Source organism: Klebsiella sp. JB_Kp004 (assembly GCF_040065795.1).
GTDB classification, from domain to species: Bacteria; Pseudomonadota; Gammaproteobacteria; order Enterobacterales; family Enterobacteriaceae; genus Klebsiella; species Klebsiella quasipneumoniae.
In genome coordinates this window covers 53,064-68,139 of record NZ_JBEAKW010000044.1, presented here as the reverse complement: position 1 = coordinate 68,139, position 15,076 = coordinate 53,064, and the positions used below count along the sequence as shown (strand labels likewise).

The 15,076-nt window shown below is 57.0% G+C and carries 17 protein-coding genes; 11 read left to right on the top strand and 6 right to left on the bottom strand.

Going from position 1 to position 15,076, the window contains the following annotated elements:
- Positions 1–2 precede the first annotated feature (2 nt).
- Positions 3–785 (bottom strand): lipid asymmetry maintenance ABC transporter permease subunit MlaE, encoded by a 783-nt coding sequence (mlaE, locus tag ABLX76_RS19405; protein ID WP_004150949.1) that lies wholly within the window; start codon positions 783–785, stop codon positions 3–5.
- A 7-nt stretch (positions 786–792) separates the two neighbouring features.
- Positions 793–1,605, bottom strand: a complete 813-nt coding sequence (mlaF, locus tag ABLX76_RS19400) for a phospholipid ABC transporter ATP-binding protein MlaF (RefSeq protein ID WP_004206196.1) — start codon at positions 1,603–1,605, stop codon at positions 793–795.
- A 209-nt stretch (positions 1,606–1,814) separates the two neighbouring features.
- Here mlaF and ABLX76_RS19395 point away from each other — a divergent pair, with 209 nt between their 5' ends.
- From ABLX76_RS19395 to npr, 11 genes are all read left to right on the top strand, one after another.
- The gene (locus ABLX76_RS19395; protein ID WP_023291127.1) at positions 1,815–2,792 is read left to right on the top strand and encodes a calcium/sodium antiporter; all 978 of its coding nucleotides are present in this window, start codon (positions 1,815–1,817) and stop codon (positions 2,790–2,792) included.
- A gap of 14 nt (positions 2,793–2,806) precedes the next feature.
- Positions 2,807–3,793: an arabinose-5-phosphate isomerase KdsD gene (gene kdsD, locus ABLX76_RS19390; RefSeq protein WP_348875100.1), complete on the top strand. Its 987-nt coding sequence runs from the start codon at positions 2,807–2,809 to the stop codon at positions 3,791–3,793.
- A 14-nt stretch (positions 3,794–3,807) separates the two neighbouring features.
- On the top strand, positions 3,808–4,374 hold the full coding sequence (gene kdsC, locus ABLX76_RS19385) for a 3-deoxy-manno-octulosonate-8-phosphatase KdsC (RefSeq protein ID WP_348875098.1): 567 nt from the start codon (positions 3,808–3,810) through the stop codon (positions 4,372–4,374).
- Positions 4,371–4,946: an LPS export ABC transporter periplasmic protein LptC gene (gene lptC, locus ABLX76_RS19380; RefSeq protein ID WP_002918413.1), complete on the top strand. Its 576-nt coding sequence runs from the start codon at positions 4,371–4,373 to the stop codon at positions 4,944–4,946. The genes kdsC and lptC overlap by 4 nt, the downstream gene beginning before the upstream one ends.
- Positions 4,915–5,460: a lipopolysaccharide ABC transporter substrate-binding protein LptA gene (lptA, locus tag ABLX76_RS19375; RefSeq protein ID WP_002918415.1), complete on the top strand. Its 546-nt coding sequence runs from the start codon at positions 4,915–4,917 to the stop codon at positions 5,458–5,460. Before lptC ends, lptA begins: the two co-directional genes overlap by 32 nt.
- A 6-nt stretch (positions 5,461–5,466) precedes the next feature.
- On the top strand, positions 5,467–6,192 hold the full coding sequence (gene lptB, locus ABLX76_RS19370) for an LPS export ABC transporter ATP-binding protein (protein ID WP_004206203.1): 726 nt from the start codon (positions 5,467–5,469) through the stop codon (positions 6,190–6,192).
- A gap of 47 nt (positions 6,193–6,239) precedes the next feature.
- Entirely contained in the window at positions 6,240–7,673 is a 1,434-nt protein-coding gene (gene rpoN, locus ABLX76_RS19365; protein WP_004206204.1) for an RNA polymerase factor sigma-54, read from the top strand.
- 22 nt (positions 7,674–7,695) lie between these two features.
- Entirely contained in the window at positions 7,696–7,983 is a 288-nt protein-coding gene (hpf, locus tag ABLX76_RS19360) for a ribosome hibernation promoting factor (protein WP_004206206.1), read from the top strand.
- Positions 7,984–8,053: 70 nt separating this feature from the next.
- Entirely contained in the window at positions 8,054–8,542 is a 489-nt protein-coding gene (gene ptsN / locus ABLX76_RS19355) for a PTS IIA-like nitrogen regulatory protein PtsN (RefSeq protein WP_004144926.1), read from the top strand.
- A gap of 45 nt (positions 8,543–8,587) precedes the next feature.
- Positions 8,588–9,442: an RNase adapter RapZ gene (rapZ, locus tag ABLX76_RS19350; protein ID WP_004206208.1), complete on the top strand. Its 855-nt coding sequence runs from the start codon at positions 8,588–8,590 to the stop codon at positions 9,440–9,442.
- Positions 9,439–9,711, top strand: a complete 273-nt coding sequence (gene npr, locus ABLX76_RS19345) for a PTS phosphocarrier protein NPr (protein WP_002918431.1) — start codon at positions 9,439–9,441, stop codon at positions 9,709–9,711. The genes rapZ and npr overlap by 4 nt, the downstream gene beginning before the upstream one ends.
- A gap of 63 nt (positions 9,712–9,774) precedes the next feature.
- Here the strand turns inward: npr and mtgA are convergent, their stop codons facing one another.
- From mtgA to uxuA, 4 genes are all read right to left on the bottom strand, one after another.
- On the bottom strand, positions 9,775–10,500 hold the full coding sequence (gene mtgA, locus ABLX76_RS19340) for a monofunctional biosynthetic peptidoglycan transglycosylase (protein ID WP_065882604.1): 726 nt from the start codon (positions 10,498–10,500) through the stop codon (positions 9,775–9,777).
- The gene (elbB, locus tag ABLX76_RS19335) at positions 10,497–11,150 is read right to left on the bottom strand and encodes an isoprenoid biosynthesis glyoxalase ElbB (RefSeq protein WP_023291132.1); all 654 of its coding nucleotides are present in this window, start codon (positions 11,148–11,150) and stop codon (positions 10,497–10,499) included. Before elbB ends, mtgA begins: the two co-directional genes overlap by 4 nt.
- Before the next feature lie 233 nt (positions 11,151–11,383).
- Entirely contained in the window at positions 11,384–13,723 is a 2,340-nt protein-coding gene (gene arcB, locus ABLX76_RS19330) for an aerobic respiration two-component sensor histidine kinase ArcB (protein ID WP_032454177.1), read from the bottom strand.
- 148 nt (positions 13,724–13,871) lie between these two features.
- Positions 13,872–14,936, bottom strand: coding sequence for a mannonate dehydratase (gene uxuA / locus ABLX76_RS19325; protein WP_025999212.1), 1,065 nt, complete (start codon positions 14,934–14,936; stop codon positions 13,872–13,874).
- Positions 14,937–15,076 lie beyond the last annotated feature (140 nt).

Here is a 15,076-nt window from a genome sequence, read left to right as displayed (position 1 = left end):
ACTCAATTCCCAAACATCAGCGCAGTCAGCACAAAATCCAGCCCCAGAACCGCCAGCGACGCATGCACCACGGTGCGCGTAGTCGCCCGGCTAATCCCGGCGGAAGTGGGGATAGCGTCATAACCATTGAATAACGCAATCCAGGTTACCGTAATGGCGAATACCAGGCTCTTAATCAGGCAGTTCACCAGATCCATTCGCCAGTCGACGGCATTTTGCATCGCGGTCCAGAAAAAACCACCGTCAATGCCCTTCCAGCTCACGCCCACCAGCGCGCCACCCCAGATCCCCACCGCGACGAAGATAATCGTCAGCAGCGGCAGCGAAATGACGCCGGCCCAGAAACGGGGAGAAATGACGCGGCGCAGCGGATCCACCGCCATCATCTCCATACTGGAGAGCTGTTCCGTGGCCCGCATCAGGCCAATCTCGGCGGTCAGCGCCGACCCGGCGCGACCGGCAAACAGCAGCGCGGCGACCACCGGCCCCAGCTCGCGCAGCAGCGACAGCGCCACCAGCATGCCAAGACTGGTCTCTGCGCTGTAGGTGGTTAAGACCAGATAACCCTGCAGCCCGAGCACCATACCGATAAACAGGCCCGATACAATGATAATCAGCATCGACAGAACGCCGACGTTGTAGAGTTGACGAACCAGCAGCGGCGCGTGCTTGCGAAACTCTGGTTTGCCGACAACGGCGTTAAACAGCATTAATCCGGCGCGTCCAAAGGTCGCGGTGGTTTTAATACCGCGATGGCCTAGCGCGGCCAGCGCATTAAACAGCATCAGTCGCTCAACTCCCTATGCCTAATAAATCATGGTGATAGTCGCCAGCCGGATAACGGAACGGCACCGGGCCGTCGGCAATACCATCAATGAACTGACGAACCCGAGGGTCGGCATTCTCCCGTAGCGACTGGGCGCTGCCGTGGGCGACAATCTTTTTATCCGCCACGATATACGCATAGTCCGCGATGCTCAGCACCTCAGGCACATCGTGCGAAACCACGATGCAGGTGACGCCCAGCGTGCTGTTGAGTTCAGAAATCAGCTTCACCAGCACGCCCATGGTGATGGGATCCTGCCCGACGAACGGTTCGTCGAACATAATGAGATCCGGCTCCAGGGCGATGGCCCTCGCCAGGGCGGCGCGGCGCGCCATGCCGCCGGAAAGCTCGGAGGGCATTAACTTCGCCGCACCGCGCAGCCCCACCGCCTCCAGCTTCATCATCACCGTCGTATGCAGCAGCGCAGGCGGCAGATGCGTATGTTCTCGCAGCGGGTAGGCGACGTTGTCAAAAACATTGAGGTCGGTAAACAGCGCCCCGGACTGGAACAGCATGCTCATCCGCTTACGCACCGTGTACAGACGTGAACGGGTCATCTGCGGTACGTTCTCGCCATCGAACAGGATCTCTCCCCTGTCCGGCGGGATCTGTCCGCCGATCAGGCGTAACAGGGTAGTCTTGCCGATCCCCGAAGGTCCCATAATCGCAGTAATTTTACCGCGCGGCACCGACAGCGAGATGTCGTCGAAGATCACGCGATCGCCGCGAGAAAAGCGGATACCGCGCACTTCAACTAAATTCGCCTGAGTTTGGCTCATAAAATCATCCTTACTAAGCACCTGATGGGCAAGCATCGCCCTTTCTTACGCCACAATCACAACATTTTTACAGAATCTTACCTGCACAGGTTAGCGAAAGCTGGCATTTGTTTTACTTTTGGCACGCATAAAGTCAAAATTAAGAATTCGTTACGCTGCGTAGGGATAACCCAGCGAGGCGACGATTATACCTGAAGAAAGGACTTTAGATGCTCTTAGCGACGGCTCTGTTAATTATTGGTTTATTGCTGGTTGTCTACAGCGCCGATCGTCTGGTCTATGCCGCCTCCATCCTTTGTCGCATGTTGGGGATCCCGCCGCTGATCATCGGTATGACGGTGGTGAGTATTGGCACCAGCCTGCCAGAGATCATGGTTTCCACCGCGGCCTCGCTGCATGGGCAGACCGATCTGGCGGTGGGCACCGCGCTCGGCTCCAATATCACCAATATTCTCCTGATCCTCGGTCTGGCTGCCTTACTCAGGCCATTTACCGTGCATTCTGATATTCTGCGCCGCGAATTACCGCTAATGTTGCTGGTCAGCGTGCTGGCGGGGCTGGTGCTCTATGATGGTCAACTGTCCCGTCTCGACGGCCTGTTTTTACTGGCGCTGGCGCTGCTATGGCTGCTGTTCACCATCAAGATTGCCCGTCTGGCGGAACGCCAGGGAAGCGATAGCCTGACCCGCGAACAGCTGGCGGAACTGCCGCGTGAAGGGTCGCTGCCGGTCGCTCTGCTGTGGTTAGGGGTGGCGATGATCGTCATGCCGATGGCCACCCGCATGGTGGTGGATAACAGCACGGTGCTGGCAAACTATTTTGCCATCAGCGAACTAACCGTCGGCCTGACGGTAGTGGCGATAGGCACCAGCCTGCCGGAGCTGGCCACCGCCATCGCCGGGGCGCGCAAAGGGGAAGATGACATTGCCATCGGCAATATCATCGGCGCGAATATCCTCAATATTGCGCTGGTGCTGGGTTTGCCGGCGCTGATCGCGCCAGGAGCCTTTGCGGCGGAAGCTTTTACCCGCGACTATGGCGTGATGTTGCTGGTCAGCCTGATCTTCGCGGTGCTGTGCTGGCGCCGTAGGCAGCAGCCGGGACGACTGGTTGGCGCGCTGCTGGTCGGTGGTTTTGTGGTTTGGTTGGCGATGCTGTTCTGGACAGCGCCGCTCTTCGTTGAATGACTCGGGATAACATCATGTCGCAAATAGATTTGCCCACGGATTTTGACTTTCAACAGGCCGGCCGTCAGGTGCTGGAAATTGAACGTGAAGGTCTGGCCCAGCTCGATCAATATATAAATGAAGATTTCATCCGCGCCTGCGAAACGATTTTCCGCTGCGGCGGGAAAGTCGTGGTGATGGGGATGGGCAAATCCGGTCATATCGGCCGCAAAATGGCGGCAACCTTCGCCAGTACCGGCACGTCGGCATTTTTTGTCCACCCTGGCGAAGCCGCGCACGGCGATTTGGGCATGGTTACGCCGCAGGACGTGGTGATTGCGCTGTCGAACTCCGGCGAATCGAACGAAATCCTCGCGCTGATCCCGGTCCTGAAACGCCAGCAGGTGAAGCTTATCTGCATCACCAGCCGGCCTGAAAGCAGCATGGCGCGCGCGGCGGATATCCATCTGTGCGTGAAAGTGCCGAAAGAGGCTTGTCCATTAGGGCTGGCCCCCACCTCCAGCACCACCGCCGCGCTGGTGATGGGCGATGCCCTCGCCGTCGCCCTGCTGGAGGCCCGCGGCTTTACCGCTGAGGATTTCGCTCTCTCGCATCCGGGCGGCGCACTCGGTCGTAAGCTGTTGCTGCGCGTCAATGATATTATGCATACCGGTGATGAGATCCCGCACGTCGGCCTGCAGGCCACCCTGCGCGATGCGCTGCTGGAAATCACTCGTAAAAATTTAGGTATGACCGCTATCTGCGATGACGACATGAACATCATCGGTATCTTTACCGATGGTGACCTGCGCCGGGTCTTCGACACCGGCGTCGATATGCGCGATGCCAGCATTGCCGACGTCATGACCCGGGGAGGGATCCGCATCCGTCCCGGCACCCTCGCGGTGGATGCGCTAAACCTGATGCAATCCCGTCATATCACCTGCGTGCTGGTTGCCGATGGCGACCATCTGCTGGGTGTGGTACATATGCACGATCTCCTGCGCGCGGGCGTAGTGTAAGTAAGGAAAAAATAATGAATAATGCTGATGCTCAGTTAGCGACCTGCTATGGGCCGGTAAGCCAGACGTTTCTCGATCGCGCGGCTAAGATCCGTCTACTGATCCTCGATGTCGACGGTGTATTATCCGACGGGCTTATCTATATGGGTAATCACGGCGAGGAGCTGAAAGCGTTCAATGTCCGCGATGGCTATGGTATCCGCTGCGCGCTGACCTCTGGCATTGAAGTGGCGATTATTACCGGACGAAAAGCTAAACTGGTAGAAGATCGCTGTCAGACGCTGGGCATTACGCATTTGTATCAGGGGCAGTCGGACAAGCTGCTGGCGTTCCGCGATCTCATTGACAAACTGGGCGTGCGGCCAGAGGAAGTCGCCTACATCGGCGACGATCTGATTGACTGGCCGGTGATGGCCGAAGTGGGCCTCAGCGTCGCCGTCGCGGATGCGCATCCGCTGCTGCTGCCGCGCGCCGATTACATCACCCGGATTAATGGCGGACACGGCGCGGTACGCGAAGTCTGCGATTTGTTACTATTGGCGCAGGGCAAGCTGGATGAGGCCAAAGGGCAATCAATATGAGTAAAACCAGACGTTGGGTTATCATTTTACTGTCGCTGCTTGCGCTGATCCTCATCGGCCTGAATCTGGCGAATACGGACGACACGGCCCAGCCGGAGGTCAATCCCAACGACCCGACGTATAAAAGCGAACACACTGACACCGTGGTGTACAGTCCGGAAGGCGCCCTGAGCTATCGGCTGATCGCCGAGCACGTGGAGTATTTTTCCGATCAGGAGGTCTCCTGGTTTACCAAACCGGTGATGACCACCTTTGATACCAATAAGGTGCCGACCTGGTCAGTCAGGGCTGATAAAGCGAAGCTGACAAATGACCGGATGCTCTATCTTTACGGGCACGTTGAGGTGAATGCGCTCGCGCCAGACTCTCAACTGCGCAAAATTACGACGGATAACGCCCAGATAAATCTGGTAACGCAGGACGTTACCTCCGATGACATGGTGACGTTATACGGCACCACATTTAATTCCAGCGGCCTGAAAATGCGTGGAAACCTTCGCAGCAAAAATGCCGAGCTGATTGAAAAGGTGAGAACCTCTTATGAAATTCAGAACAAACAAACTCAGCCTTAAGATTGCGCTCGCCGGCGCGTTACTGGCCGCCAGCCTCCCGGCCCTCGCCAAGACGGGCGATACCGATCAGCCGATCCATATCGAATCCGATCAGCAGTCGCTGGATATGCAGGGCAACGTCGTCACCTTCACCGGTAACGTGGTCGTGACTCAGGGGACGATCAAGATTAACGCTGATAAAGTGGTAGTCACCCGTCCGGGCAATGAAAAAGGCAAAGAGGTGATCGAAGGTTTCGGTAACCCGGCCACCTTCTACCAGATGCAGGATAACGGCAAACCGGTAAAAGGCCGGGCGTCGAAAATGCGCTATGAGCTGCAGAACGATTACGTCGTGCTGACCGGCAACGCGTACCTTGAACAGCTCGACAGCAACATCAAGGGCGACAAGATCACCTATCTGGTGAAAGAGCAAAAAATGCAGGCCTTCAGCGACAAAGGTCGACGCGTCACCACCGTTCTGGTGCCGTCCGAGCTGCAGGACAAAAGCGGCAACCAGCAAAAGAAGAGTAACTAATCCGTTATGGCAACCTTAACTGCGAAGAATCTCGCTAAAGCGTATAAAGGCCGCCGCGTGGTGGAAGATGTCAGTCTCACCGTTAACTCGGGGGAGATTGTCGGCTTGCTCGGCCCCAACGGCGCCGGTAAAACCACCACCTTCTACATGGTGGTCGGGATTGTGCCGCGCGACGCGGGCAATATCATCATTGATGACGAAGACATCAGCCTGCTGCCGCTGCACGCGCGCGCGCGCCGGGGGATCGGCTATCTGCCGCAGGAAGCCTCGATTTTCCGTCGCCTGAGCGTCTATGACAACCTGATGGCGGTCCTGCAGATCCGTGACGATTTGAGCAGCGAACAGCGGGAAGATCGCGCCAAAGAGCTGATGGAAGAGTTTCATATTGAGCACCTGCGCGACAGCCTCGGTCAGGCGCTCTCCGGTGGCGAACGCCGCCGCGTCGAAATCGCTCGCGCGCTGGCGGCAAACCCGAAATTTATTCTTCTGGATGAACCCTTTGCCGGCGTGGATCCGATCTCGGTTATCGATATCAAACGCATCATTGAGCATTTGCGCGACAGCGGCCTCGGCGTACTGATTACCGATCATAACGTCAGAGAGACGCTCGCCGTCTGCGAACGCGCGTATATTGTCAGTCAGGGACACCTTATCGCTCATGGTACACCGCAGCAGATCCTCGAAGATGAGCAGGTTAAGCGCGTGTATCTTGGGGAAGACTTCAGACTCTGATAGGGTAGAGGTTACAGACGTTTTAGCCGGAGATATTTACCCTGAACATGAAGCAAGGTTTGCAATTAAGGCTTAGCCAACAGCTTGCCATGACGCCGCAGCTGCAGCAGGCGATTCGTTTGCTGCAGTTGTCCACGTTAGAACTCCAGCAAGAGCTCCAGCAAGCGCTGGAAAGTAACCCGTTGCTTGAGCAAACCGATCTTCACGACGAGGTAGAGGCGAAAGAGGTGGAGGACCGCGAGTCTCTCGATACCGTCGACGCGCTTGAGCAAAAAGAGATGCCCGACGAGCTTCCTCTCGATGCCAGCTGGGATGAAATCTATACCGCCGGTACGCCGTCAGGCAACGGCGTGGACTACCAGGACGACGAACTCCCCGTTTATCAAGGCGAGACCACCCAGACGCTGCAGGATTACCTGATGTGGCAGGTCGAGCTGACGCCCTTCACCGATACCGACCGCGCCATCGCCACCTCCATTGTCGACGCCGTCGACGATACGGGCTACCTCACCGTTCAGATTGAAGATATCGTCGACAGCATCGGCGATGAGGAGATCGGCCTCGAAGAAGTGGAAGCCGTCCTGAAGCGCATCCAGCGTTTCGATCCGGTTGGCGTCGCGGCGAAAGATCTGCGCGACTGCCTGCTGATCCAGCTCTCGCAGTTCGCCAAAGAGACGCCATGGCTGGAAGAGGCCCGGCTGATTATCAGCGATCATCTCGATCTTCTGGCCAACCATGATTTCCGCACCCTGATGCGGGTGACCCGCCTGAAAGAAGAGGTGCTGAAAGAGGCGGTAAATCTGATCCAGTCCCTGGATCCCCGTCCTGGCCAGTCCATTCAAACCAGCGAACCGGAATATGTCATTCCCGACGTGCTGGTGCGCAAGGTCAGCGGCCGCTGGACCGTGGAGCTCAACGCCGACAGCATTCCACGGCTGAAAATTAATCAGCAGTATGCGGCAATGGGCAACAGCGCCCGCAATGACGCCGACGGCCAGTTCATTCGCAGCAATCTTCAGGAAGCCCGCTGGCTGATCAAAAGTCTTGAAAGCCGCAACGACACCCTGCTTCGCGTCAGCCGCTGCATCGTAGAACAGCAGCAGGCTTTTTTCGAACAGGGTGAAGAGTATATGAAGCCGATGGTGCTGGCCGATATCGCCCAGGCCGTCGAGATGCATGAATCGACGATTTCCCGTGTCACCACGCAAAAATATCTGCACAGTCCGCGCGGTATTTTTGAACTGAAGTATTTCTTCTCCAGCCATGTTAATACCGAAGGCGGCGGCGAAGCCTCGTCGACGGCGATTCGCGCGCTGGTGAAGAAACTCATCGCCGCGGAAAACCCCGCGAAGCCGTTGAGCGACAGTAAGCTCACCTCCATGTTGTCCGAGCAGGGTATCATGGTCGCGCGCCGCACTGTCGCGAAGTACAGAGAGTCTTTATCCATCCCGCCGTCAAACCAGCGTAAACAACTGGTCTGACACAACCGATAAGGAAGACACTATGCAGCTCAACATTACAGGACACAACGTCGAGATCACTCCCGCGATGCGCGACTTCGTCACGGCGAAGTTCAGCAAGCTGGAACAATTTTTCGACCGGATCAATCAGGTCTATATTGTGTTAAAAGTAGAGAAAGTGACGCAAATTGCGGACGCGAATCTGCATGTCAACGGTGGCGAAATCCATGCCAGTGCGGAAGGGCAGGATATGTATGCGGCTGTCGATGGTCTTATCGACAAGCTGGCAAGGCAGTTAACGAAGCATAAAGATAAACTAAAACAACACTAATTGTCCGGGCCCCCCTGCGTCCGCCGTCAGTTAACATCGGCGACGGGCGCGGGGGCGCTCAGGTGAAATTATGATGAACAACGATTCGGCTCTACAACTGAGCAACGTCCTGAACCAGGAATGTACCCGTAGCCAGGTTCACTGCCAGAGCAAGAAGCGTGCTCTGGAAATCATTAGCGAACTGGCCGCCAAACAGTTAAGTTTGCCGCCGCAGGTGGTGTTCGAAGCGATCCTCACCCGTGAAAAAATGGGCAGTACCGGGATTGGCAATGGTATCGCCATTCCCCACGGAAAACTGGAAGAGGATACGCTGCGTGCTGTCGGCGTTTTTGTCCAGCTGGAAACCCCCATCGCCTTCGACGCGATCGACAATCAGCCTGTCGACCTGCTGTTCGCGCTGCTGGTGCCGGCCGATCAGACAAAAACCCACCTGCATACGCTCTCCCTGGTGGCCAAACGGCTGGCCGACAAAGCGATTTGTCGTCGCCTGCGCGCGGCGCAGAGCGATGAAGAGTTGTATGAGATCATCACCGAAGCAGGAAGCAGCGATGACGCATAACGGCAGTCGCACCTTATCCTTTATCGTACTGAGGAGAAACGGTACATGGTACTGATGATCGTCAGCGGCCGCTCGGGCTCGGGTAAATCCGTCGCTCTGCGAGCGCTGGAAGATATGGGCTTTTACTGCGTGGATAACCTGCCGGTCGTGCTGCTGCCCGATCTGGCACGGTCGCTGGCTGACCGCAATATTTCGGCGGCCGTCAGCATCGACGTGCGGAACATGCCGGAATCACCGGAGATCTTCGAGCAGGCCATGAAAAACCTGCCGGAGTGCTTTTCGCCGCAGCTGCTGTTTCTCGATGCCGATCGCAACACGCTGATCCGTCGATACAGCGACACCCGTCGCCTGCATCCGCTGTCGAGCAAGAATTTGTCGCTGGAAAGCGCCATCGACGAAGAGAGCGATCTGCTGGAGCCCCTGCGCTCGCGGGCCGACCTGATTGTCGATACCTCGGAGATGTCGGTTCACGAGCTGGCGGAAATGTTGCGCACCCGGCTGCTGGGTAAACGTGAACGCGAACTGACCATGGTCTTCGAATCCTTCGGCTTTAAGCACGGTATCCCGATCGATGCCGATTACGTCTTTGACGTGCGCTTTCTGCCAAACCCGCACTGGGATCCGAAGCTGCGTCCTATGACCGGTCTGGATAAACCGGTGGCCGCCTTCCTCGATCGGCACACCGAAGTGCACAACTTTATTTACCAGACCCGGAGCTATCTTGAGCTATGGTTACCGATGCTGGAGACCAACAATCGCAGCTATCTGACGGTGGCCATTGGCTGTACCGGCGGTAAACATCGTTCGGTTTATATTGCTGAACAACTGGCTGACTACTTCCGCTCGCGCGGCAAAAACGTACAGTCTCGTCATCGGACGCTGGAAAAACGTAAATCATGACCGTAAAGCAGACCGTTGAAATCACCAATAAGCTGGGCATGCACGCCCGCCCGGCGATGAAGCTGTTCGAACTAATGCAGAATTTCGATGCCGAGGTGTTGCTGCGCAACGATGAAGGCACGGAGGCGGAAGCCAACAGCGTCATTGCCCTGCTGATGCTGGACTCGGCGAAAGGACGGCAGATAGAGGTGGAGGCCAGCGGTCCGCAGGAAGTGGAAGCCCTCGCCGCGGTGATTGCCCTGTTTAATGCCGGGTTTGACGAAGATTAAACGTGAAGCTTCCCGGCGACGGACGACTGGCGACTGTACCAGCCCCGGCGCCGGATTAACCCGCTAATAGAGCTTATGCTCACGCATGAACCCTTCCCCACCCAGCTGTCGCATCTGACGTAAGATCCAGGCCTGGCGGTTGCGCACATAGCCCGAAGGCGCGTCGGCGCGATAGCGGATCGGGTTTGGCAGCACCGCGGCCAGCAGAGCCGCTTCCCCCGGCGTCAACTGGCTGGCGGGCTTATGAAAATAGCGCTGGGCGGCCGCTTCCACGCCAAAAATCCCATCGCCAAACTCGGCAATATTCAGGTAGACGGTCAGGATCCGCTTTTTACTCCACACGGTTTCTATGCCGACGGTCAACCCGGCTTCCAGCCCCTTGCGCAGCCAGCTACGTCCATCCCACAGAAACAGGTTTTTCGCCGTCTGCTGCGACAGCGTTGATGCGCCGCGAATGCGGGTATCGTGACGCTCATTGTGCGCCAGCGCCTTTTCTATCGCCGGGACGTCAAACCCCCAGTGTTCCGGGAACTTCTGATCTTCGGCGGCAATCACCGCCAGCCCCATCCACGGGGAGATGTTATCCATGGCGACCCAGTCGGAGTGCGCCAGATAGTGGACATCTCCGGACAGCCAGGCGCTAACCTGCCGCTCAAGCATGACCGCCGAAAAGGGCACCGGCAGCACGCTAAACAGCGCGATCCCCCCGCCCCAGAAGACGGCGGCGATCAGCAGCAGACGCAGCGCCAGTCGTTTAAGCAGCGCGAAGGGCGCAATGCGGAACTTCATGCGCTCAGCGCCAGCACGCGGGCGACCAGTTTTTCGATCCCGGTAGCGGCTTGCGCAATATTCTCCGCCAGCATATACGCCGGAGTGGTAACCACTTTGTTCTCTTCATCCACCACGATGTCGTCGACCGGGCAAGGCACATGCTCCGCCCCCATCTCCTCCACCACATCGGCGGTGTCGAGATCGGTCCCGATAGTCATCCGCAGCGGAAACGCAAAGATCTTCGGCAGCAGCGCCGGAGCGATGCACATAAAGCCCAGCGGCTTGCCGGCCTGATGCATCGCCAGCGTCAGGGCCCGCAGATCGCGGTCCACCTCGCATTCGCTGCCCTCGGCGGCGAAGCTGCTTAAGTTTTTCGCCGCGCCGAAGCCGCCGGGGACGATCAGCGCGTCCAGCGTCTCCTCACGCGCCTGCGCCAGCGGCAGGATGTCGCCGCGGGCGATGCGCGCCGCTTCAACCAGCACGTTGCGTTGCTCGGTCAACGGTTCGCCCGTCAGATGGTTGATGACGTCGCGCTGCGGTTTATCGGGCGCAAAACAGACCGCCTGCGCGCCGTTGCGCGCGATCGCCAGCAGGGTAATCACTGCCTCATGAATTTCACTGCCGTCGTACACGCCGCAGCCGCTCAGTACCACACCAATTTTTTTCATCGCCTTCGCTCCTCCATGCAACTCGCTGAAACCAGTCAAAAATGTCGATTTACTCGCTATGCTTCACATATTTTACTGATTCATGTAACAAATTAGTTAAGCTTTGCTATCTTAATGAGCGAGCAATCCACTTCTCAGGTTGCGCCACGTAACAACATCACTCAAATCACACTGGCTCAACCACCAGTTCCCTGGTGTTGGCGCAGTATTCGCGCACCCCGGTCTGTCCGGGGTCATTTTTTCCCGGCCTTCGCCACCCACGCCTTCAGAACCGCCACGTCGTTTTGCCACTCGGATTTCATCTCTTCAACCCATTCAGCGACATTATCAGACCAGGCAGGCAGGTCCGGCGTCTGGATCTGCTGACCCAGCTGCTGGATGTGGCGCAGGCCAATAGAGCCCGCAGCCCCTTTGATCTTATGCCCCTCTTCAACGATCCCTTTTTGATCCCGGGCGGTGAGATTAGACTCAAGGACGGACATATAGCCCGGCATCATCTTCTCAAACACCGCGAGGCCATCGTTGATAAGCTTCGGTCCCACCAGTTCGATATATTGCTCAAGCATATCGGTATCCAGCACCGCGTCGGCTTTATGCCGATCGGCCGCCGGCGCTTCCTGCGCCTCCTCTTCCGGCGCATCCCAGAATTTTTTAATCATGGCCGTCAGCGCCGGCACCGATAGCGGCTTGCTCAGCACATCGTCCATGCCGGCATCCAGATACTCTTTCTTATTCTTCAGCACGTTGGCGGTCAGGGCCACCAGCGGCGGCAGCTCATCCGCGGCAAAATTTTGTTTTAGCTGACGAGAAATATCCAGTCCCGTCATATCCGGCAGCTGGATATCCAGCAGCACCAGGTCGTACTCGCCAGGCTCAAACATCTCCAGCGCGGCTTTGCCGGTCATCGCGACATCCACGCTGTTGCCCAGCTTTTCCAGCACCGAGCGCGCCACAATGACGTTGAGCTCAATATCTTCCACCAGCAGCACGTTGAGCGCCGGTAATGGCATGTCGTCTTCCGCCAGCGTATCTTCCACTTCTTCCGCAATGGCAGGCGCATGGACGGTGAGCGTAAAGGTCGCCCCTTTACCCGGCTGGCTGGTGACGCTGATATCGCCGCCCATATTGCGCGCCAGGCGACGCGATACGGCGAGGCCAATCCCGGTGCCGGTGGCGGGTTTGCCGCCGTGGCTGTCTTTGACCTGGTAATACATGGCGAATATTTTGTCCTGCTCCGCTTCAGGAATACCAATCCCGGAGTCTTCCACTTCGAAGTGCAGGATATCGCCTTCGTCATAGCGCACGCGGACGTTCACCCCTCCGCCCTGTGGGGTAAACTTCACGGCGTTGCTGATAAGATTCCACAGGATTTGCCGCAGGCGGGTGCCATCGGTGATCACCTTGTGCGGCAGCGGCAGGCTCGGCTCCAGCACAAAGCGCAGTCCCTTCTGCTGCGCCTGCAGACCGGAAAGGTTTTCCAGGTCGGCAAGGAAGCTGGTGAAGTCCACCGGCTGGTTATCGAGCTGCACCTTACGGCGCTCCATTTTATCCATGTCGATAATATCATTGAAGATATTCCCCAGCGTCACCGCTGAGACATGGATGGTTTTCAGGTATTTTTCCTGCTCGCTGGTCAGTTCGGTATCCAGCAAAATTCGGCTCAGCCCGACAATCCCGTTCAGCGGGGTACGCAGCTCATGGCTGATGGTGGAGATGAAGGTGGTTTTATCCCGGCTGGCGCGTTCGAGGGCGTCCTGATAGCGTTTTCGTTCGGTGATATCGCGTCCGAAGCCCATCAGACCACGACGCTTACCGACGCGATCGTAGTACGGGACCTTGCGGATTTCGAAGCACGCTTTACGACCATCGGGATAGTCCAGCCACTGCTCATAGGTCAGCGATACATTGTGGCGGAACACCTTCTCATCGGTTTCCAACACCTTTTCCGCCGCCTCTTCGCTATAGACATCCTGCGGTTTGAGGTGGATCAGCTGTTTCTCGCTTTTGCCGGTCAGCAGCTCCATCGCCCGGTTACAGCCGGAAAACTCTTTATCCTCATTGCGGTAGAAGACCAGGTCCGGGGAGGCATCGAGGAAAGAGCGCAGAAAGGAGGATTGCTGTTCGAGCTGGATCTGCGTCTCTTCACGCTCTTTCATCTCGATCTTCAGCTGCTCGAGGGTGGTCTCACGCTCGGCTTCCGCCTTTTCACGTTCGCCAATCTCCTGATTCAACTGCGCGATATTGTCTTTCAGCTGCACGTTCAGCTTCAGATCGCGCTCACGCATCTCCTCCAGTTTCTCCACCAGCCGCGAAAGACGCTGGCGGGACTCTTCAAGCTGCTCCACCACCACCGAGAGAAAATAGACCGCCCACGGGGTGATCAGCAGACCGAAGAAGATAGAGCGGATAACGTCGATGCTTTCAACCTGGCCATGCAGCACCATGGTGACCGCCATCTGTACCACGATGGCCAGCACCACCAGCGCAAGTGCCAACAGCATTGAAAAGCGGACCAGACCCAGCTTCATCATCAGGTCGACATAATACTGCGCCAGCATACGAATTTGCTTCATAGGGGATTCCTTCACGACAACTCCGCACAATAATACTCAATTCTGAGCAATGCGCTGTAAGTTGTGCAAAAAATGCGGGAAGGAGCCGATATGACGGCTGGCCGCCGAGGCGAACCAGCCGCGAAAAAGAGGCATGGTCAGGAGGGGGTTAGCGCTTGCTTAGCGCCTCCCAGAGACCTTTGAGGTAGGTCACCCCGAGTGCGCGATCGTATAAACCATAGCCCGGGCGTCCGGTCTCTCCCCAGATAAAGCGGCCATGATCCGGGCGTATATAGCCGTCGAAGCCGTTGTCGTGCAACGCTTGCATCACCTTGTACATATCCAGGGAGCCGTATTCTGACGGATGGGCGCACTCGTAAAAGTCTTTATCCTGCATCAGTTTAATATTGCGGACGTGGGCAAAATGGATCCGCTTGCGGCGGGTAAACTCAGCCAGAATAGCGTATACGTCGTTATCCGGATCTTCGGCAATCGAGCCGGTGCAGAGGGTGATGCCGTTGGCGGGTGAATCGACAGCCCGGCAGATCCAGTCCAGATCGTCGCGGTTTTTGACCACCCGCGGCAGGCCAAATATCGAGTACGGCGGATCGTCAGGGTGGATCGCCATTTTCACGCCCACCTCTTCGCAAACCGGGATCACCGCCTGCAGAAAATAGACCAGGTTCTCCCGCAGCTTATGGTCATCCACCGCGCTATATTTGGCAAACAGGGTCTGCACTTCCGCCAGCCGTTCCGGCTCCCAGCCCGGCAACGCGAAGCCGTTTGAATTCTCAAGCACCTCCTTCACCACGTCTTCCAGCCGCTTATCGATATCTTTCTTCTCAAAAGCCATCGTCAACGAGCCATCCGGCAGGACGTAGTTCATATCCGTCTTCATCCAGTCGAACACCGGCATGAAGTTATAGCAGATGACTTTGACGCCGAAGCGGGCAAGGTGGCGAATGGTCTGCTGATAGTTGGCAATATAGCGGTCACGAGAAGGGAGGCCGATTTTGATATCGTCATGGATGTTGACGCTCTCTATTACCTCCATTTTCAGGCCTGCGGCATGGGCCTGGCTGACCAGACGCTCAATTTTATCCTCCGGCCATACCTCGCCCACCGCGACGTCATAGAGCGCGCCGACCACCCCCTCCACGCCGGGGACCTGGCGTATATGCTCTAATGAAACCTTATCTTCCTCTGGTCCAAACCAGCGCATTGTCATCTGCATCGTCATCACCTGCTCAACATAGTTTAATTTCACCCTACTACCATACCAGTAATCATAATTGATTGAGCCTTAACTGTCGTGATGGCGATCACATTCCTGCTGACCGGCTCGCCGGTGAGGTCGCTTTCGCTACATTCATA